Source organism: Geobacter pickeringii (assembly GCF_000817955.1).
GTDB classification, from domain to species: Bacteria; Desulfobacterota; Desulfuromonadia; order Geobacterales; family Geobacteraceae; genus Geobacter; species Geobacter pickeringii.
The window spans coordinates 2593328-2611619 of record NZ_CP009788.1 but is presented as its reverse complement, the minus strand read 5'-3'; the positions used below and the strand labels follow the sequence as shown (position 1 = coordinate 2611619).

Genomic DNA, 18292 nt, shown 5'->3' with positions numbered 1-18292 from the left:
GGTATATCAGACGGGTTCGGCACTCGTTTACTTCTTGCCATCAGGGGGCGGCATGCTCAAGGATATGAAACTCGGCTTCAGGCTCATCGGTTCCTTCGTCATCATGGCGGTCATCGTCGCCGTGACCGGTTTCATCGGCATCCGGAGCATCGGCATGGTGTCGAGCCGCGTGTCGACCATGCTCCAGAGCCGCTATGACCAGCAGAAGGTGGCGCTGCAGCTCCAGGCGGCCGAACGGACCTGCCGGGCGGAACTCCTCGAGGGGATCATGGCCCATGCGGACGAGAAGGGGCTCAAGGAGCACGTCGATGCCTACCGGAAAAACCGCGACATCATAAGGCGCTACAGTGCGGCGCTCCTCAAGGGGGACAAGGAGCTGGGACTCCAGCCGGCCCCCAAGGACAGCGTCATGGAGTCCCACGCCGAGACCCTCACGGAGACCTGGACCGAATACGAGAAGGTTGCCGAGCGGATCATCGCCTACAAGAGCGCCGTTATCGCCGGCCGGCAGACTGCGTCGGCCGAGGGCGAAACCCGCCTCATGTCGGAGTTGAGCGGCGCCAGCGAGTTCGTCGCCCGCGACATTGACGATCTCATCGAGACCGTCCGGGAGATGATGAAGGAGGTCGGCCAGGAGGCGGGGCGGATCAAGATGTCGATCACCGTCACCTTCATTATCGTCATCATCGGCGCCGCGATCGTGGCCCTCTCCTTCGGCATCGTCGCAACCCGCAACATCATCCGGCGCGTCAACCGGATGGTGGAGGCGATGAACCACGGGGCTGAAGGTGATCTGACGGCCCGGGTGGAGACCGACTCCCAGGACGAGCTCGGCCGCCTCGGCCACGACTTCAATATCATGCTGGAGACGCTCGGCGAGCTAATCAAGAAGGTGAACCGGTCGTTCGTGGAGGTCGGGCAGGTCTCCGCCAACCTCTTCGAGGCCTCCCGGCGGGTCATGGCGGCGGCGGAGGTCCAGTCGGAGGGGGTGAGCTCCACCTCGTCGGCGGTGAACCAGATCAACGTTTCGGTGAAGGAGGTCTCCCACGGAGTCGACAGCCTCTCCCTCTCTGCCTCGGAGACCTCGTCGTCCATCCTCGAGATGGCCGCCAGCATCGAGGAGGTGGCCCTCAACGTCGATTCCCTCGCCCAGTCGGTGGAGGAGGTGAGCTCCTCCGTCGTGGAGATGGCCGCCTCCATCAAGCAGATCGCCAACAGCGTCGTCAGCCTCCAGGAGGTTTCCACCACCACCGCCTCCTCCGTGGCCGAGATGGACAGCTCCATCAAGCAGGTGGAGAAAAACGCCCTGGAGACCGCCGCCATCTCCGAAGAGGTCCGTCGCGATGCCGAGACGGGGAAGGTGTCGGTGGAGGCGACCATCGCCGGTATCCACGAGATCAAGCGTTCGTCCCACATCACCTCCGAGGTGATCGAGACCCTGTCGCTGCGTGCCGGCGACATCGGCGCCATTCTCTCCGTCATCGACGAGGTGGCGGAGCAGACCAACCTCCTGGCCCTCAACGCCGCCATCATCGCCGCCCAGGCCGGCGAGCACGGCAAAGGGTTCGCCGTGGTGGCCGACGAGATCAAGGAGCTGGCCGAGCGGACCTCCAGCTCTACCCGTGAGATCGCCCAGCTCATCAAGGGGGTCCAGGACGAGACCGCCCGGGCGGTGGGGGCCATCGAGCAGGCCGAAAAGAGCATCGCCGAAGGGGAGAGCCTCTCCCAGAGATCGGGCGACGCCCTTGAGAAGATCGTCGCCGGCGTGCAGCAGGCCACCGAGCAGGTGGAGAGCATTGCCCGGGCCACCACCGAGCAGGCCAAGGGAAGCCAGATGATCCGCGACGCCATGGAGCGGGTATCCGACATGATCGGCCAGATCGCCAGCGCCACCCGGGAGCAGGGGAAGGGGAGCGAAATGATCATGGGGGCCGCCGAACGGATGAAAGGGCTCACGTCCCAGGTACGCACCTCTACCCGGGAGCAGAGCAATGTGGGGAACTTCATCGCCCGCTCCACCGAGAACATCACCACCATGATCCAGCAGATCAAGCGGGCCTGCGACGAGCAGACCCGGGGGAGCGATCAGATCATCCACGCGGTGGAGAACATCCAGGAATCGACCGCCACCAACCTCGGCGCCGCCCGGATGATGGACGATGCCGTCTCCCGCCTCTCCCGCCAGTTGGAGGATCTCCAGCGCGGCATGAGCAGCTTCAGGATCGACAAGCAGTGACCGGCTGCCGGAGCGCGAGGGCGCTTCCGTCGCTCCGACACCGGAACCCGTCTCCCGAAAGGTTGCAACATGAGCAGAATTGCCGGTAAATTTGCCGATTTGAAGAAGAGGAGCGAAAAGGCCCTCGTCACCTTCATTACCGCAGGGGACCCCGACCTCGCCGCCACCGAGGAGCTGATTCCGCTCCTGGCCGGGAGCGGCGCCGACATCATCGAGCTCGGCGTTCCTTTCTCCGATCCGATGGCCGACGGGCCCACCATCCAGCTCTCGTCGGAGCGCGCGCTGGCCGCCGGGACCACCCTCCCGAAGATCCTCGCCACGGTGAAGAAGGTCCGGAGCCGGAGCGAGGTGCCGCTCATCCTCATGGGGTACTACAACCCGATCCTCAGTTACGGCCTGGAGGCGTTCGCCGCCGATGCCGCCGCTGCCGGAGTGGACGGGGTGCTCCTCGTCGACCTCCCCCCCGAGGAGGCCGGCGAGTTCAAGGCGGCCGCCGACCGTCACGGCCTCGACCTCATCTTCCTCCTCACCCCCACGTCGGACGAGGCGCGGATCCGCACCGTCGCCCGGCGCGCCCGGGGATTCGTCTATTACGTCTCGGTCACGGGGGTGACCGGGGTCCGCAGCAGCGTGGAAGGGTCGGTGGCCACTCGGGTGGCCGCGGTCAAGGAGAAGGTTCCGGTGCCGGTGGCGGTCGGTTTTGGCATCTCGACCCCGGAGCAGGCTGCCGCCATCGCGGAGACCGCCGACGGAGTGGTGGTGGGAAGCGCCTTGGTGAAGCTCTTCGAGACCAAACAGGGAGCGGAGCTCCGGCAGGAGCTCGCCCGGTTCGTTTCGGCACTGAAGAGGGGCGTGACGGGCGCCCCGTAACCGGCGGCAGCACGCGGATCCGGTCAGGGTTCCATTGACAGGGCCCCCTTTTTCTGCTATCAAAAATCTTTATTTTTACTAAAATTTTCGGGATGATGACCGTCCCAACGGAGTGACGACATGGCGTGGTTCAAACGCGACAAGGCGCCGGGAGCGGCAGACAAGAGGGTGAAGGTTCCCGAGGGGCTCTGGACGAAGTGCGTGAGCTGCAAGGAGAACCTCATCACGAAGGATCTGGAGAAGAATCTCAACGTCTGCCCCAAGTGCGGCCACCATTACCGGATCGCCGCCCGGCAGCGGATCGACCTTCTCCTCGACCCGGGGAGCTTCACCGAGTTCGATGCCACCATGACCTCGGTGGACGTCCTCAGCTTCAAGGACTCCAAGAGCTACCAGGAGCGGATCACCGCCGCCGTGGCCAAGGGAGGGTCCCGGGACGCCGTCATCTGCGGCGAGGGGAAGATCGAGGGACTCCCCCTGCAGCTGGCGGTCTTCGATTTCTCGTTCATGGGGGGAAGCATGGGGAGCGTGGTGGGGGAGAAGATCACCCGCGCCATTGAACGGGGGGTCGAGAAGCGGACGCCGGTCATCGTCATCTCCGCCTCCGGCGGCGCCCGGATGCAGGAGAGCATCCTGTCGCTCATGCAGATGGCCAAGACGTCGGCGGCGCTGGCGAAGCTCAAGAGCGAGGGGCTGCCGTTCATCTCGATCCTCACCGATCCCACCACCGGCGGCGTCACCGCCAGTTTTGCCATGCTCGGCGACGTCAATGTGGCGGAGCCCAAGGCGCTCATCGGTTTCGCCGGTCCGCGGGTCATCGAGCAGACGATCCGCCAGAAGCTTCCCGAAGGGTTCCAGCGGGCGGAGTACCTCCTCGACCACGGCATGGTGGACGTCATCGTGGAGCGCAAGGATATGCGTCCCACGCTCTCGCGGCTCCTCTCCATGTTCTATCGCCCCTGAGGCGATTCCTCCGCAGTTCATCGGCAGGGGCGGGTTTCGACCCGCCCCTCTCCGTTTGTCACGGGTCAAACCGGTGGACTTTTTCGGCACTCTTCCCTATAATCCCGCCCTGTCATGACCTACGAGGAGACCCTGGCACATATCTACGGCCTGCGGCGCTTCGGCATCCGTCCGGGGCTTGAGCGCGTCTCCTCGCTCCTCGGCCGGCTCGGCAATCCCCACGACTCCCTGCGGGTGGTCCATGTGGCGGGGACCAACGGCAAGGGGTCGACGGCCGCCTTTCTCTCCTCGATTCTCGCCGCAGGGGGGTGTCGCACCGGCCTCTTCACCTCCCCCCACCTCATCAGCTTCACCGAGCGTTTCAGGATCAACGGCACGGAGATCGACCGGGGGGACGTTCACCGTCTGGCACAGCGGGTCATGGCCGCGGCGCCGGAGGGGACGACCTTCTTCGAGCTGGTGACCGCCCTGGCTCTCCTCCATTTTGCCGATGCGGGGGTCGATTGCGCCATCCTCGAAGCGGGGATGGGGGGGGGGAGCGACGCCACCAACGTCGCCTCGGGGATGCTGACGGTCATTACTCCCGTGGCCCTGGACCACAGCGAGTGGCTCGGCGAGACGATCGCCGCCATCGCCCGGGAAAAGGGGGGGATCATCAAGGCGGGACGGCCGGTGGTGCTCTCCGAGCAGCCGGATGAGGCCGGCGCGGTGCTCGTCGAACGGGGGCGGGAGCTCGGCTGCCGGCTCTGCCGCTTCGATACGGATTTCACCGCCCAGTGGGGCGACGCCGGCCTCGCGTACCGGGGGGAACGCTCCCTGGAGGGGCTGACCCCGGGAATCGGGGGACGCTACCAGCGGGTGAACGCCGCCACGGCCCTTGCCGCCGCCGAAATCCTCGCCGACCACGGCTTCACCCTTGGCGACGGAGCGCTTCGCCGCGGCATAGCCGAGGCACGCTGGCCCGGGCGGATGGAACTCTTTCCGGGGGCTCCCCCCATCCTTCTCGACGGCGCCCACAACCCGGCCGGGGCCCGGGCGCTGGCCGGATCGCTGGCCGATTTCCCCCGCCGCCGCCTCATCCTCGTCACCGGGATCATGGGGGACAAGGATGCGGATGGGATCCTCGCTCCTCTTCTCCCCCTCGTCGACGAGGTGGTGGCGGTCACCCCGGCGGTGGAGCGGGGGCTTGCGTCGGACCGCCTCGCCTCGTTCTGCCGGGAGCGGGGTGTCGCCGCCACCGATGGCGGTGCGGTTTCCCACGGGCTCGGACTCGCCCGCCAGCGGGGCGGTTCCGACGATCTCATCCTGGTCGCCGGCTCTCTCTACACCGTCGGCGAGGCACGGGCGGCACTGCTTTCAGCCTCTTACGAACCGTTTCGCGGATAGACGACTTCATATGGCACGTGACCTTTTCACATACCGCCGGCTTTTCTTCGCCCTGCTCCTTCTCGCCACCCCTGCGGCGGCCCGGGGGGAGGTGCCGGCGACGGGGGGCCCCGTCTACATCGAGGCGGACACCCTGACCCACGAGGCGGCGGGGGGACGGATCGAGGCGAGCGGCAACGTGCAGATCCGGGGGGAGGGGATGACCCTCCTCTCCGACAAGGCGCTGTTCCTCGGGGACAAGGACGAGGCCCAGGCCGAGGGGAACGTGATCATCCTGAGGGATGACGACACCCTCCGGGGCGACCGGATGACGATCAACCTCCAGGACCAGACAGGGGTCATGGAGAACGGCTCGCTCTTCATCAGGAAAGGGAACGTCCGCCTGAAGGCCCGGCGGATGTACAAACTGGGCGACGAGAGCTATCGCCTGGAACGGGGAAACTTCACCACCTGCGACGCCGACTCCCCCAGCTGGAAGTTCACCGCCACCGACGTCGACGTGACGGTGGGCGAATATGCCACGGGGAAAAACGCCCTCTTCTACGTCGGAGAGGTGCCGGTCTTCTACTTCCCCTACCTGATCTTCCCGGTGAAGCGCGAACGCCAGTCGGGGTTCCTCACCCCCCGGGCCGGCAATTCGAGCAAGAAGGGATTCACCTTCAACCTCGGCTACTACTGGGCCATCAGCCCGAGCCAGGACGCCACCGTCACCCTCGACGTGCAGTCCAAGCGGGGGGAGGGGCTCGGCCTCGACTACCGCTATATCAGGAAGAAGGGGAGCGAGGGGACCTTCCGGGGGTACGCCATCTACGACTCCCAGCAGCAGCGGTTCCGGGGCGACATGTCCCAGAAGCACCTGGAAACCGTCTCCGACACCTTCGACATCAAGTCCGACATCAACCTCGTCACCGACCGCACCTTCTACCGGGATTTCGCCGAGCAGAACGGCGTCTACAACCAGAACAGCCTCGAATCGTCCCTCTCCGCCACCAAGCGCTACCGCCGCTTCGTCCTGGCCGGGGAGGTCCGCTACGTGGAGGATCTGCGGGTGGATGTGGTCGACAACCAGAAGACCCTCCAGAAACTACCGACGGTGAGCTTCACCGGCGTGCGTCAGCGACTCGGCGAGACCCCTCTCTTTTTCTCCCTCGAATCGAGCTTCACCAACTTCTACCGTCCCGACGGCATCAAAGGGGAGCGCCTCGATCTCCACCCCCACCTGATTGCCTACGCGAAGCCCCTCGGGGCGCTGGAGCTCTCCGCCTGGGGGGGGTACCGGTTCCGATTCTACGATGTCCGCGGGACCGACACGGGTGAGGGGTACCACGGCAACGGGATCATCACCGGTGGCGGGGCGCTCTCCTCAACACTGTCCCGGGTGTACGAGACCGATAATGCCGCCATGTCGCGGGTGCGGCACCTGCTGATCCCCGAGGTGCGCTACAGCTACGTCCAGGAGAAGAGTCAGGAGAGCCTGCCGTTCTTCGACTACAACGACCGGATCGTGAGTGAGAACCGGATCGTCTACTCCCTGACCAACTCGTTCACCGGCAAGTTCGCGGGGCAGGACGGTTCCAGCGAGTACCGGGAGATCCTCTTTCTCCGCCTGGCCCAGGGGTACGATTTCAGTGGCACCCGCCGCGACCTCCTGACCCTTGTCGACGAGGGGCGTCCCTTCACCGACGTGATGGTGGAGGCGAAGGCCCGTCCCCTCAAGGAGCTCTCCGTCGGTGCCGAAACCCGTTACAATCCGTACCAGATGCGTCTTTCGACCGTTGCCGTGTCGGCCGACGCCGAAGACGGGAAGGGGAACTCCGCCGGCCTCTCCTACCGTCATGCACGGGAGGAGGTGGAGTACCTGGAGGGACGGACCTCCCTCGCCCTCGTCAAGCCGTTCATCTTTACGTTCACCGGCCGTTACTCCTTCGACCGGAAGGATTTTCTCGAGTCGCACTACGCCCTTGAATACCGGCACCAGTGCTGGAGCGTGACCCTCTCCTACCGTGACCGGATCGACAGCCGCGAATTCTTCGTCAACTTCGCCCTGGCCGGGATCGGCTCCCTCGGGTCGATCCGGGCGTTCTGAGCCGGGGCACATCACTTTTCATCATGAACCTGGAGGATCCCATGCCCGCAACGTTCTCCCCCCGCGCCGTCCTGGTTACCGGCGGCGCCGGCTTCATCGGCTCCAACTTCATCAGTCACTTCATGGCTGCCAATCCCGGCTGCCGGGTGGTGAACCTCGACCTCCTCACCTACGCCGGCAACCTGAAGAACCTGGTGGGGGTGGAGCATGACCCCGCCTACCGGTTCGTCCGGGGGGACATCGGCGACGCGGAGCTGGTGGCCCGGCTCCTGGCCGAAGAGCGGATCGAGGCGGTGGTCCACTTTGCCGCCGAGTCCCACGTGGACCGCTCCATCACCGGCCCCGAGATCTTCGTCAAGACCAACGTCCTCGGCACCCAGGTCCTCCTGGAGGAGAGCCGGAAACACTGGGCGGCGGGGGCCGTCGAACAGTTCCGCTACCTCCAGGTCTCCACCGACGAGGTCTACGGCACCCTCGGCGAGACGGGGTACTTCACCGAAGAGACCCCCCTCACCCCCAACTCTCCCTATTCGGCCAGCAAGGCGGGGGCCGACCTCCTGGTCCGGGCCTACCGCGAGACCTACGGCTTTCCGGCCCTCACCACCCGCTGCTCCAACAACTACGGTCCCTTCCAGTTCCCCGAGAAGCTGATCCCGCTCATGATCCACAACATCGTGGCGAAGAAGCCCCTGCCGGTTTACGGCGACGGGAAGAACGTGCGGGACTGGCTCCACGTGAAGGACCACTCCACCGCCATCGAGACGGTGCTGAAGAACGGCCGCCTTGGCGAGGTCTACAACGTCGGCGGCAATAACGAGTGGCAGAACATCGCCATCGTCAACCTCGTCTGCGACCTCCTCGACGCCAGGCTGGGGCGCGGTGAGGGGGAGAACCGGCAGCTCATCACCTTCGTGAAGGACCGGCTGGGGCATGACCGCCGCTACGCCATCGACGCCGCGAAGATGAAGCGGGAGCTGGGGTGGGAGCCGTCCTACACCTTCGAGCGGGGGATCGCCGAGACCATCGACTGGTACCTGGCCAACGGGGCGTGGGTCGACGAGGTGACCTCCGGCTCCTACCGCGATTACTACCAGCAGCAGTACGGAGGTGAGTCATGATACTCGTTGTCGGCGCCAAGGGGATGCTCGGCCAGGACCTGATGCGGGTGCTGCCGGGGGACGTGCGGGGGGTGGACATCGGCGAGATCGACATCACCTCCGCCGAGTCGGTCCGGCGGGTGCTTCTCACCCTGAAGCCGCGGGTGGTGGTGAACGCCGCCGCCTACACCGACGTGGACGGCTGCGAGACGAATGTCGAGCTCGCCATGGCGGTGAACGGCGAGGGGGTGGGGCACCTCGCCGCGGTGACGAAGGAGCTCGGTGCGCTCCTGGTGCAGGTGAGCACCGATTATGTCTTCGACGGCGGGAAGGGGAGCGCCTGCGGTGAGGATGATCCGGTGAACCCCCTGAGCGTCTACGGCCGCTCCAAGCTCCTCGGCGAGGAGAACGCCCGCACGAACCCGGACCACCTCATCGTCCGGACCCAGTGGCTCTACGGCCTCGGCGGCAAGAACTTCGTCGAGACGATGCTCCGCCTGGCGAAGGAGCGGAAGGAACTCGCCGTGGTGGACGACCAGATCGGCTCCCCCACCTGGACGGTGGACCTGGCCCTCGCCATCAATGAGCTGATCGACAACAACTGCCGCGGCACCTACCACGCCGCCAACAGCGGCTTCTGCTCATGGTTCGACTTCGCCGAGGCGATCTTTGCCGAGGCCGGGATCCCCATGACGGTCCGTCCCCAGACCACCGAAGAGCTCGGCCGTCCCGCCCCGCGCCCCCTCTACTCGGTACTCGACTGCGGGAAACTGACCCGCGACACCGGGCTGGTGCTGGAGCAGTGGCGCGAGGCCCTGAAGAGCTACCTGGCGAAGCGCCGGGAAGCCGGAATGAACTGAACGGAGGGAGATCCCGATGGAACGCGGCGAACGCCCCTGGGGGACCTACACGGTCCTCGAGGAAAACAACAGCTACAAGATCAAGCGGATCGAGGTCCATCCCGGTCAGCGGCTCTCGCTCCAGATGCACCACCACCGGAGCGAGCACTGGATCGTCGTCTCCGGCACCGCCCGGGTCACCTGCGGCGACGAGGAGTTCATCGTCAACGTGAACGAATCGACCTTCATCCCCATCGGCAGGAACCACCGGCTCGAAAACCCCGGCAAGATCCCCCTGGTGATCATCGAGGTCCAGAGCGGCGAGTACCTGGGGGAGGACGACATCGTCCGCTTCGACGACGATTACCACCGCTGCGATGCGGCGGAAGAGCCGGCGGCCGGTGAGCAGCAGTGAGAAAACGGATTGACCTCCTCCGGGAGTTCTCGATCCCTCTCATCGCCGGGGTGGTGGTGGCGCTCCTCTGGGCAAACCTCTCCCCGGAGAGCTACCACCGCTTCAACCACTCCCCCTTTCTGGGGGATCTCAGCTTCCATTTTGCCACCAACGACCTCTTCATGGTCTTCTTCTTCGGGATCGCGGCGGTGGAGATCACCCAGAGCTGCCTCCCGGGCGGAGACCTGAACCCGCCCAGGAAGGCGGTTAACCCGCTTCTGGCGACTCTTGGCGGGGTTGTGGGGCCGGTGGTGGTCTACCTGACGCTCAACGGGGCCTTCGGCACACCGCTGCTCGCCCGGGGGTGGGGGATCCCCACCGCCACCGACATCGCCCTCGCCTGGCTGGCGGCACGGCTGATCTTCGGCGCCGGCCACCCCGCCATCTCCTTTCTCCTTCTTCTCGCCATTGCCGACGATGCGGTGGGACTCATCATCATCGCCCTCTTCTATCCCGACCCGAACGTTCCGGTGGCGCCGGCCTGGCTCTTCCTCGTCGCCTGCGGCATGGTGGCGGCGTGGCTGCTGAGAGGGGCGCGGGTCCGCAGCTACTGGCCCTCCGTCATCATCGGCGGCGGACTCTCCTGGGGCGGCCTCTTCCTGGCCCATCTCCACCCGGCCCTGGCCCTGGTTCCCGTCGTTCCGTTCCTTCCCCACCCGCCGCGGGAGGAGAAGCACCTCTTCGAGGAAGACCCCGCCGACCGCTCACCCCTCGCCCGTTTCGAGCACGAGTGGAAGATCATCGTCGATTTCGGCCTCTTCATGTTCGGGCTGGCCAATGCCGGGGTCGAGTTCGCCGGCATCGGCACCGCCACCTGGCTGGTGCTGGCGTCGCTTCTCATCGGCAAGACCGGCGGCATTTTCCTCTGCGGCCTCGTGGGAGAGCGCCTGGGGTTTCCCCTGCCGCGCGGGATGGGGTGGCGTGAACTGCTGGTGGCCGGCGCCGTTGCCGGCATCGGCTTCACGGTGGCCCTCTTCGTGGCCGGCGAGGCGTTTCCCGATCCGCTTCTCCAGGGAGCTGCCAAGATGGGGGCCATGGGGAGCATCATTGCCGCTCCGTGCGCCTGCCTTCTCGCGCGAGGGATGCGCCTGCGGCGGCACGGAACGTAGGGGCCGGCGGGAAGCTGTTTTGTGGAGAGGGGGGTCAGGACGTGAGGGCCCGCCCCATGACCGCCCGTTCATAGGTTCCCGTTATGTCGCGGCGCGACAGGATCCCGATTACCGTGGTCCCCCCCCGCCGGTCGACGACCGGAAGCTGCTCGAAGTCGCAATAGTCGATCATGCGCAGTGCCTCGGCGAGGCTCTCGTCTCCCGTGACGGTCACGACCTCTTCCGTTGCCAGCTCCTTGAGGGGGAGCTGGTCGCGCATCCCCTCCTCGAACGCCACCCCGAGAAGGTCCTGGAGCGATACGATGCCCGTGAGCTTCCCGTGAAGGTCCACCAGGGGGAAGCTGCTCTGCCGCGATTTTGTCACATGGTCGCTGAACTGGCGGATTGTCATGCTCTCGGACAGAAGCTCCGGCGCGGTGGACATGGCATCGCGCACCGTGAGGGTTTCCAGCAGGCTTTGCTCCTTGCCGACGCGCAGGGTTATCCCCTCCGCCGCCAGGTCGACGGTATCGATCCCGTCCTTTTTGAAGTGGCGGGCGATGGCCGTGCCGATGACGCAGGCAATCATGATCGGAACGATGATCTGGTACGAGCCGGTCATCTCGAAGAGGAGGAATATGCCGGTCATGGGGGCATGGGCGACGGCGGCGAGAAATGCCCCCATGCCGACCAGGGCGTACGCCCCCGGCGTGGAGCAGGAGGCGGGAAAGAGCTGGTTGAGGAGATAACCGAAACTGGAGCCGGTCACGGCGCCGATGAAGAGTGAGGGGGCGAACGTGCCGCCGGGGAGTCCCGAGCCTATGGTCACCGCCGTGGCGACGAGCTTGCCGGCAATGAGGGCGGTGACGAGGAGCCACGCGGCGTCGTTGCCCACGACCTGCTCGATGAAGTGGTATCCGTTTCCCTGGACCTGGGGGAGCGCCACGCCGATGCAGCCGGCCAGAATGGCTCCCAGGCACGGTTTGAGAAGGGGAGGGATGGCGAGGGCCGTGAACAGGGTGCGGACCTTCCGGTAGCAGCCGATGAAGAGCACGGCGATGCCGCCGCAGGCGATGCCGAGGGAGGCGTAGAAGAGAAGTTCTACGGGGTGGAGCAGCTGGTAGGCGGGAACGTCGAAGGCCGGCATGTTGCCGAAGAGGGCTCGGGAGACGATGGTGGCCATTCCCGAAGAGATCACGATGCTCGTGAACGATGAGAGCTCAAAGGAGGAAAGGAGCACGATCTCGTGGGCGAAGAAAACCCCGGCGAGCGGCGCGTTGAACGTGGCCGCCACCCCGCCGGAAACGCCGCAGCCGATCAGGACTTTGAGCCGCTCCCCTGACGTGCCGAGGAACTGGCCGATGAATGAGCCGGCGGTCCCTCCGATCTGGGCGATGGGGCCCTCCTGACCTGCGGAGCCCCCGGAACCGATGGTGAGGGCGGAGGAGATTCCCCGGGTGAGGATGAGCCGCCAGCGAAGCTTGCCCCCTCTGAGGTTCACCGCTTCGAGAAAACAGGGGAAGCCGAAGGAGAGATCGTCGCGGAAAAAGTGAAAGAGGGGGAGCATCAGCAGCGCTCCGGCCAGGGGGAAGACGACGGCCCACAGCCGCTGCCATCCCCAGTCGGTGGGGGCGTAACCCGTGAGGGGGGTGGTCGATTCGACGATCAGCCAGTGGAAGAAGCTGATGCAGGTGCGGAACGCATAGTTGCTCAACCCTGCCAGAACCCCGATCACGACGGCGATGATCGCCATGAAGCCGTTTTCGCTGATCCTGAAGAGCGAGAGGAGCCTGAGGATATGTCGGCGGGTCTTGGCGAGCCGCTTGAATGCCCTGATGTCGGGGCGCCATTTCGACGGATGATCCATGGCGGGATGCTTCCTTTTTAGTGTTGAAATGATTTGTATGCAAATTATATACTGACATGCCTCGCCGAAAGCAACCGCTCTTTTCCGCCGGAGCGACACCTTCGGTGGCATCGGTCGAATTGACGGGTGGCGGATGAAAACGAAAATTTGCAGTTGTTTTCTCGTTAAACCGTTTGTACACTAATCATTCGCCGCATGATTTCTTCTCTGGGCAAAGGGCTGCAGTGGTGGATACGACCGAGCTGATCGCGACGATTACCGATGACCTGCGCCGGGTGTTTCAGGTGGTGAACGAGCACTCCAAGCGGGCAATGCGGGAGACCGGTCTGACGGGGCCGCAGCTCTGGGCCATCAAGGTGGTTGCGGAACACGAACCGATCAGGATTTCGGACCTGGCGAGCCGGCTCTATCTGCACAACGCGACGGTCGTCGGGATCGTCGATCGTCTCGAAATCCAGGAGATGGTGGCCCGGACCCGTTCCTCGGAAGACCGGCGGGTGGTGACGGTGGCGCTCACCCCCAAGGGGCGTGAGCTGGTGACCAACGCTCCCGAGGCCTTCCAGGGGGTGCTCGTCGGCGGGCTGGAGCGGATTCCGGCCGAGAAGCTGCAGACCATCTCCGATGGCCTGCGGCTCATGGTGCAGATCCTGGGCGCCCAGAATCTTCCCCCGCAGCTCATCCTCTCTCCCGAGGTGAACAAGGAGAGAGAGGACGAAAAAGAATGATCGGGGATCAGGGAGGAGCCGGTGCTGCTGGCAGCGAGCCCCCCTTTTTAATCACGGTATGAACGTCATGAAAGCGACCAGAACTTTCCTGCGGCATCGACGGCTGATGGCATTGTTCGTCTCGGCCATCGCCGCGCTTGTCATCGTGCAGGGGGCAAAGGCGCCGGCCCTGTCGACGGTTTCCAAGCCGATGCCCCGACCGCGGGCCGTCATCGAGGCCCAGGCGAAGTCGAGCGAAGAGGGCGGATCCCCCATCGATGGGATGGTTGGCGGCGTCTGCCGCGCCGTTCCGGAGGACGACGGCCCCACCGGCACCATCTCCCTCCGTGAAAGGAGCACGGGATGGCAGGCCATCCTCTGCCGCTTTTCTCCCTCCCGGGCACCCCCTTCTCCCCTCTGCTGAACCGAACGGTACTCACGCGCGACGGCCGGTTGCCGGCAGGTCGATGCCATTTCATCATTACAAGACGAGGGAGATACGAATATGTCGAAGCACGTTTCACGGTTTGTTGCGGTAGCGTTGTGCGGTGCGGCGCTCATGGCCGGCTGCGCCAAGCAGGAGATGGTGAAGAAGGACGAGCCCATTGCCCCGACCCAGACAAAGGCCGCCCCGCAGCAGCCGGTCGCGAAGCAGGAGCCGCAGAACGCGGCAGTCAAGGAGCAGCCGATCCGCCAGGATTCGGTGAAGGAGGCCGCCTCCCAGAAAGCGGCCGCTGAGGATTCGGCCCTTGCCGCCCTCAAGGCCGCTCTGCAGACCATCTATTTCGATTTCGACGCCTCTACGTTGAGCGATGCCGCCAAGGGCAACCTGTCGAAGAACGCCGAGGTGCTGAAGAAGAACCCGACGGCGAAGGTCCAGATCGCGGGGAGCTGCGACGAGCGGGGTTCCGACGAGTACAACCTCGCCCTTGGCGAGAAGCGGGCACAGGCGGCCAAGAAATACCTTGTGACCATGGGCGTTGCGGCGGACCGTCTCGCCACCATCAGCTACGGCAAGGAAAAGCCGGCCGAGCCCGGCCACAGCGAGGCTGCCTGGGCCAAGAACCGGCGCGACGATTTCGACGTGCTGTCGCTCAAGTAACGGCTAGATCCGTCCTGTCCGACAAGGAAAGAGGAGCCTCCGGGCTCCTTTTTCTGTTTTTGGCGGGCAGGCGCACGATACCTTCCGCCTCAGTCAGATGTCATGAACCTGCCGGCAGTGCTCAACCGTCGAATGTCGGATGAAACGCTGGACAGGGACGGGGAGCGGAGGGTAACATCACCAGATGCCGGCTCTGGTGCCGGCCAGATATTTACGTACAAGGAGAACGATTCCCGTGAAGAAGACCCTGCTTTGCCTGGCGGGTGTGGCCGTGATGCTCCCGGCATCCGTTCCGGCCGTTGCCGCCGACGCCGTTGCACCCTCCGCGGCCGTTGTTCCCGCCCTTTCCTGCGAAGATGCCATGAAACGCCAGGAGGAGGCGCTCGATGCGCTTCGCCGTGAGAAGGCGCTGCTCGAAGAGAAGCTCAAGGCCCTGGAGTGTACCCCCACCGTCTCCGGCGACGAGCTGATGCAGAAAAATATCCGCCAGTTGCGGGAGCTCGCCCAGAACACCCGGGCGCAGCGCCAGTCCATGGCCGATTTCGAGGGGTTCGTCCGGTGGATGAGCGGCAGCCTTGCCGGCTATGAGAAGTACATCCAGGCCGGCACCGTGGTGGCTGGTTTCGCGCGGGTGCTCCCGATCCCCTATGCGGGACAGGCGTCGCTCCTGACCAAGTTCGCCTCCCAGGGGATTCTCTCCCTCAACGCCACCTCCGCGTCGATCACCAAGTATCTGGAGACCTCCCAGAAGTTCCTCGCCAGGGTGGACGCCATCGATCCGGCCAAGGGGCCCGCCGCGGCGCAGCTCTCCGACGCCGCCCGTTTTGCCGACGGCGAGCTGCTGCGGGACATGAGCGACGTCCAGACGAAGCTCCGGAGCGCGGCGGATATCTCCTCCTCCACCCTCTCGTTCCTGGAATCGGTCAACCACTACGTCGGGAGCACCGACGAATACTGGTCAAAGACCAAGGCGTTCCTCGCCCGCAAGGATGCCGACAAGAACGACAAAAGCTTCCTCGCGTCGAGCATCGAGGGGCTCAGAAACCGCGCCGGCGGGTTCAACGGCAAGCTGAAGCTCTTCGAGGAGACGGCCCAGAAGGATCTGCCGCTCATCAAGAACGTGGCGGTGTACGATGGGCTGGTTCGAGAGCTGGCAGGAAAGGGCTCCCGGGTCAGTCAGGCGGCCCGGTAGGGTGCGGAACCGGAAAGGGCGGGGTGATCCCCGCCCTTTCTCTTTTGGTGCGCCATCCGTCGTGCCGATGGGGAGGGAAGTCCCGGCGCGGGCGATGGAGCGCGCCGCGCCGGGGGAAAGGGACGGGGTTACCAGTTTTCGCCGAGGAGCTCGAAGTGGGCCTTCGGGTGGACGCAGGCGGGACAGAGCTCCGGGGCACCGTTCGCCTCGTGGAGGTACCCGCAGTTGCGGCACCGCCAGACGGTCGCCTCTTCCCGCGCAAAGACCCGGTTCGCCTCGATGTTGGCGAGGAGGTCGCGGTACCGCTTTTCGTGCTGGCGCTCGGCCACGGAGATCGCCCTGAAGACCGCGGCGATTTCGGCAAAGCCTTCTTCCTTGGCCGTGGCGGCAAAGGAGGGGTAGAGCTCCGTATGCTCGTGGTGCTCTCCCATGGCGGCTGCGGCAAGATTTGCCGCGGTGGTGCCGACGACCCCGGCGGGGAAGGCGGCCACCACCTCCACGTCGCCTCCTTCGAGAAACTTGAAGAACCGCTTGGCGTGCTCTTTCTCCTGGTTGGCGGTCTCCTCGAAGATGTCGGCGATCTGGATGAATCCGTCCTTGCGGGCCTGGGCGGCGAAGTAGGTGTAGCGGTTGCGCGCCTGGCTCTCGCCGGCGAAGGCGGCGAGCAGGTTTTTCTCGGTCAGTGTTCCCTTCAAAGCCATTGGTTTCTCCTCTCTGCGGGATTGGGCAGCATGCCGCTGCCGGTATCGGTTCAATGTGCGGGTCGTGACCTCCGGCCCGTTTCGTTCCGGGGGCGTGGGGCAATAGTAAAGAAGAGTTTGGATAGTGTCAATAGCACAAAATAGCGTATTCAAGGCTTTGATGCGAAATTGTTGCAATCATTCCTTCGGCATTGACATCCCCCGGCACCTCTTCTAGAGTGCTGACATATCCCCGTGAAAACAGCAGTATGGGCGACGGAAGGAGGATGGACCATGATGGACCAGGAGTTGATCGATCAGTTGAAGCGGGTGCTCACCTCGATGGAGATGATCCTGCCGAAGCCGGTGGCGAAGGTCGACTGGGAGACGGTGCACGCCGCCAACTGGCGCCGTCATTCATTCGCGGGCTCTCTCGAACCGGTGCCGGAGATCGAGAGCATCCATCTGGACGACCTGCTCGGGATCGACAAGCAGAAGCGGGTCGTCGAGGAGAACACCCGGGCGTTCCTGGCGGGATACCCGGCCAACAACATCCTTCTCTGGGGAACCCGGGGCACCGGCAAGTCGTCGCTGGTCCGGGCGCTCCTCTACACCCACGCCTCCCGGGGGCTGCGGGTGATCCAGGTCGACAAGGACGATCTGATCCATCTCCCCGACATCGTGGACGAGGTGAAGAGCCAGCCGTACAAATTCATCGTCTTCTCCGATGACGTCTCCTTCGAAGTGGGGGAGTCGAGCTACAAGATGCTCAAGAGCGCCCTGGACGGCTCGGTCTACGCGCCGCCGGAGAACGTCCTGATCTACGTTACCTCCAACCGCCGGCATCTCCTTCCCGAATACGAGAGCGACAACCGGGGCGCCATGATGGTGGAGGGGGAGATCCATCACGGCGAGGCGGTGGAGGAGAAGATCTCCCTCTCGGGGCGGTTCGGCCTCTGGGTCGCCTTCCACCCCTTCAGCCAGGACCAGTACCTGGAGGTGGCCCGTCAGTGGGTGGAGAAGCTCTGCACCAAAAAGGGGGTCGCCCTGGAATGGACCACGGAGGCACGCAGCGAGGCCATCGGCTGGGCCCAGAGGAAGGGGGACCGCAGCGGCCGGATCGCACTCCAGTTCGCAAGCCACTGGGTGGGTCAGCAGTTGCTGTCCCGGGGGGGAGCGGCATGAGCGGCGCCCGTCTCTACCTCGCATCCCCCCTTGGCTTTTCCCCCGAGAACCGCCCCTACCTTGACCGGGTGAAGGAGAAGCTCATCTCCCTCGGCTTCACCCTCTTCGATCCGTGGGAGCAGAGCGGTTTCGCTCCGGCCATCGACGACGCCCTGCGGATCGAGGAGTTCGCCCCGCGGGTCGCCGCCTTCCGCCGGATCGCCGCCGGCATCGGCCGGGTCAACGAGGAGGGGATCCGCGCCTCCGCGCTTCTCCTCGCCATCCTCGATGGCGCCGAGGTCGACTCCGGCACCGCCAGCGAGGTCGGTTTCGCCGCTGCCCTCGGCAAGCGTTGCTACGGGCTGCGGACCGATCTGCGCGACTGCGGCGACTTCACCGGCGTCCCGATCAACCTCCAGGTGCTGCATTTCATCGAGGGGAGCGGCGGGAAACTCTTTCGCACCATCGATGCCATCGATCTTTCTCCCTGACACCAAATTGTTACGAATCTTGCAGGGATGCCGGCACAGTACGCCTTCGGGCGGTTCGCTGTCAAAACGTGGC

General features: G+C 65.0%; 17 protein-coding genes. 15 read left to right on the top strand and 2 right to left on the bottom strand.

What is annotated here, in order from left to right:
* Positions 1 to 52: 52 nt before the first annotated feature.
* The 9 genes from GPICK_RS11765 to GPICK_RS11725 all read left to right on the top strand — a co-directional run bounded on the left by GPICK_RS11765 (position 53) and on the right by GPICK_RS11725 (position 11040).
* A complete protein-coding gene (locus GPICK_RS11765) occupies positions 53 to 2236 on the top strand; it encodes a methyl-accepting chemotaxis protein (RefSeq protein ID WP_039743436.1) in 2184 nt (727 codons plus the stop codon).
* A 69-nt stretch (positions 2237 to 2305) separates the two neighbouring features.
* Positions 2306 to 3106 (top strand): tryptophan synthase subunit alpha, encoded by an 801-nt coding sequence (gene trpA / locus GPICK_RS11760; protein WP_039743433.1) that lies wholly within the window; start codon positions 2306 to 2308, stop codon positions 3104 to 3106.
* Between the two features lie 120 nt (positions 3107 to 3226).
* On the top strand, positions 3227 to 4069 hold the full coding sequence (gene accD, locus GPICK_RS11755; RefSeq protein ID WP_039743432.1) for an acetyl-CoA carboxylase, carboxyltransferase subunit beta: 843 nt from the start codon (positions 3227 to 3229) through the stop codon (positions 4067 to 4069).
* A 114-nt stretch (positions 4070 to 4183) separates the two neighbouring features.
* Complete coding sequence (locus GPICK_RS11750) at positions 4184 to 5455, top strand: bifunctional folylpolyglutamate synthase/dihydrofolate synthase (protein ID WP_039743430.1); 1272 nt, start codon at positions 4184 to 4186, stop codon at positions 5453 to 5455.
* Positions 5456 to 5465: 10 nt separating this feature from the next.
* Positions 5466 to 7541 (top strand): LPS-assembly protein LptD, encoded by a 2076-nt coding sequence (locus GPICK_RS11745; protein ID WP_039743428.1) that lies wholly within the window; start codon positions 5466 to 5468, stop codon positions 7539 to 7541.
* A gap of 41 nt (positions 7542 to 7582) precedes the next feature.
* The gene (gene rfbB / locus GPICK_RS11740) at positions 7583 to 8659 is read left to right on the top strand and encodes a dTDP-glucose 4,6-dehydratase (protein ID WP_039743427.1); all 1077 of its coding nucleotides are present in this window, start codon (positions 7583 to 7585) and stop codon (positions 8657 to 8659) included.
* Positions 8656 to 9498, top strand: a complete 843-nt coding sequence (rfbD, locus tag GPICK_RS11735; RefSeq protein WP_039743425.1) for a dTDP-4-dehydrorhamnose reductase — start codon at positions 8656 to 8658, stop codon at positions 9496 to 9498. The genes rfbB and rfbD overlap by 4 nt, the downstream gene beginning before the upstream one ends.
* A gap of 16 nt (positions 9499 to 9514) precedes the next feature.
* The gene (locus GPICK_RS11730; protein ID WP_039743423.1) at positions 9515 to 9892 is read left to right on the top strand and encodes a cupin domain-containing protein; all 378 of its coding nucleotides are present in this window, start codon (positions 9515 to 9517) and stop codon (positions 9890 to 9892) included.
* Positions 9889 to 11040 (top strand): Na+/H+ antiporter NhaA, encoded by a 1152-nt coding sequence (locus GPICK_RS11725; protein WP_039743421.1) that lies wholly within the window; start codon positions 9889 to 9891, stop codon positions 11038 to 11040. Before GPICK_RS11730 ends, GPICK_RS11725 begins: the two co-directional genes overlap by 4 nt.
* A gap of 34 nt (positions 11041 to 11074) precedes the next feature.
* Here the strand turns inward: GPICK_RS11725 and GPICK_RS11720 are convergent, their stop codons facing one another.
* On the bottom strand, positions 11075 to 12886 hold the full coding sequence (locus GPICK_RS11720) for a chloride channel protein (protein ID WP_039743419.1): 1812 nt from the start codon (positions 12884 to 12886) through the stop codon (positions 11075 to 11077).
* Between the two features lie 224 nt (positions 12887 to 13110).
* On the opposite strand from GPICK_RS11720, the gene GPICK_RS11715 reads away from it, so the two are divergent.
* The 4 genes from GPICK_RS11715 (at position 13111) to GPICK_RS11700 (ending at position 15884) form a co-directional block, all read left to right on the top strand.
* On the top strand, positions 13111 to 13611 hold the full coding sequence (locus GPICK_RS11715; RefSeq protein WP_039743417.1) for a MarR family winged helix-turn-helix transcriptional regulator: 501 nt from the start codon (positions 13111 to 13113) through the stop codon (positions 13609 to 13611).
* Between the two features lie 106 nt (positions 13612 to 13717).
* Positions 13718 to 14014 carry a hypothetical protein gene (locus tag GPICK_RS11710; RefSeq protein WP_236685552.1) on the top strand — a complete coding sequence of 99 codons (297 nt, stop codon included), beginning with the start codon at positions 13718 to 13720 and terminating at the stop codon, positions 14012 to 14014.
* A gap of 81 nt (positions 14015 to 14095) precedes the next feature.
* On the top strand, positions 14096 to 14692 hold the full coding sequence (gene pal / locus GPICK_RS11705; RefSeq protein WP_039743412.1) for a peptidoglycan-associated lipoprotein Pal: 597 nt from the start codon (positions 14096 to 14098) through the stop codon (positions 14690 to 14692).
* 235 nt (positions 14693 to 14927) lie between these two features.
* The gene (locus tag GPICK_RS11700) at positions 14928 to 15884 is read left to right on the top strand and encodes a hypothetical protein (protein WP_039743410.1); all 957 of its coding nucleotides are present in this window, start codon (positions 14928 to 14930) and stop codon (positions 15882 to 15884) included.
* Positions 15885 to 16012: 128 nt separating this feature from the next.
* On the opposite strand, the gene rbr is transcribed toward GPICK_RS11700, so the two are convergent.
* Entirely contained in the window at positions 16013 to 16585 is a 573-nt protein-coding gene (gene rbr / locus GPICK_RS11695) for a rubrerythrin (protein ID WP_039743409.1), read from the bottom strand.
* 273 nt (positions 16586 to 16858) lie between these two features.
* Between rbr and GPICK_RS11690 the strand changes: the two genes are divergently transcribed.
* Together GPICK_RS11690 and GPICK_RS11685 are read left to right on the top strand one after the other, a co-directional pair.
* Positions 16859 to 17749 (top strand): ATP-binding protein, encoded by an 891-nt coding sequence (locus GPICK_RS11690; RefSeq protein WP_039743407.1) that lies wholly within the window; start codon positions 16859 to 16861, stop codon positions 17747 to 17749.
* Positions 17746 to 18219: a nucleoside 2-deoxyribosyltransferase gene (locus GPICK_RS11685; protein ID WP_039743405.1), complete on the top strand. Its 474-nt coding sequence runs from the start codon at positions 17746 to 17748 to the stop codon at positions 18217 to 18219. The genes GPICK_RS11690 and GPICK_RS11685 overlap by 4 nt, the downstream gene beginning before the upstream one ends.
* Positions 18220 to 18292: the final 73 nt, after the last annotated feature.

What these genes read in the sequence shown, in the direction of transcription:
- GPICK_RS11765 (WP_039743436.1), top strand. Translation starts at nt 53, where the DNA reads ATGCTCAAGGATATGAAACTCGGCTTCAGGCTCATCGGTTCCTTCGTC.
- trpA (WP_039743433.1), top strand. Translation starts at nt 2,306, where the DNA reads ATGAGCAGAATTGCCGGTAAATTTGCCGATTTGAAGAAGAGGAGCGAA.
- accD (WP_039743432.1), top strand. Translation starts at nt 3,227, where the DNA reads ATGGCGTGGTTCAAACGCGACAAGGCGCCGGGAGCGGCAGACAAGAGG.
- GPICK_RS11750 (WP_039743430.1), top strand. Translation starts at nt 4,184, where the DNA reads ATGACCTACGAGGAGACCCTGGCACATATCTACGGCCTGCGGCGCTTC.
- GPICK_RS11745 (WP_039743428.1), top strand. Translation starts at nt 5,466, where the DNA reads ATGGCACGTGACCTTTTCACATACCGCCGGCTTTTCTTCGCCCTGCTC.
- rfbB (WP_039743427.1), top strand. Translation starts at nt 7,583, where the DNA reads ATGCCCGCAACGTTCTCCCCCCGCGCCGTCCTGGTTACCGGCGGCGCC.
- rfbD (WP_039743425.1), top strand. Translation starts at nt 8,656, where the DNA reads ATGATACTCGTTGTCGGCGCCAAGGGGATGCTCGGCCAGGACCTGATG.
- GPICK_RS11730 (WP_039743423.1), top strand. Translation starts at nt 9,515, where the DNA reads ATGGAACGCGGCGAACGCCCCTGGGGGACCTACACGGTCCTCGAGGAA.
- GPICK_RS11720 (WP_039743419.1), bottom strand. Translation starts at nt 12,886, where the DNA reads ATGGATCATCCGTCGAAATGGCGCCCCGACATCAGGGCATTCAAGCGG.
- GPICK_RS11710 (WP_236685552.1), top strand. Translation starts at nt 13,718, where the DNA reads ATGGCATTGTTCGTCTCGGCCATCGCCGCGCTTGTCATCGTGCAGGGG.
- pal (WP_039743412.1), top strand. Translation starts at nt 14,096, where the DNA reads ATGTCGAAGCACGTTTCACGGTTTGTTGCGGTAGCGTTGTGCGGTGCG.
- rbr (WP_039743409.1), bottom strand. Translation starts at nt 16,585, where the DNA reads ATGGCTTTGAAGGGAACACTGACCGAGAAAAACCTGCTCGCCGCCTTC.
- GPICK_RS11690 (WP_039743407.1), top strand. Translation starts at nt 16,859, where the DNA reads ATGATGGACCAGGAGTTGATCGATCAGTTGAAGCGGGTGCTCACCTCG.
- GPICK_RS11685 (WP_039743405.1), top strand. Translation starts at nt 17,746, where the DNA reads ATGAGCGGCGCCCGTCTCTACCTCGCATCCCCCCTTGGCTTTTCCCCC.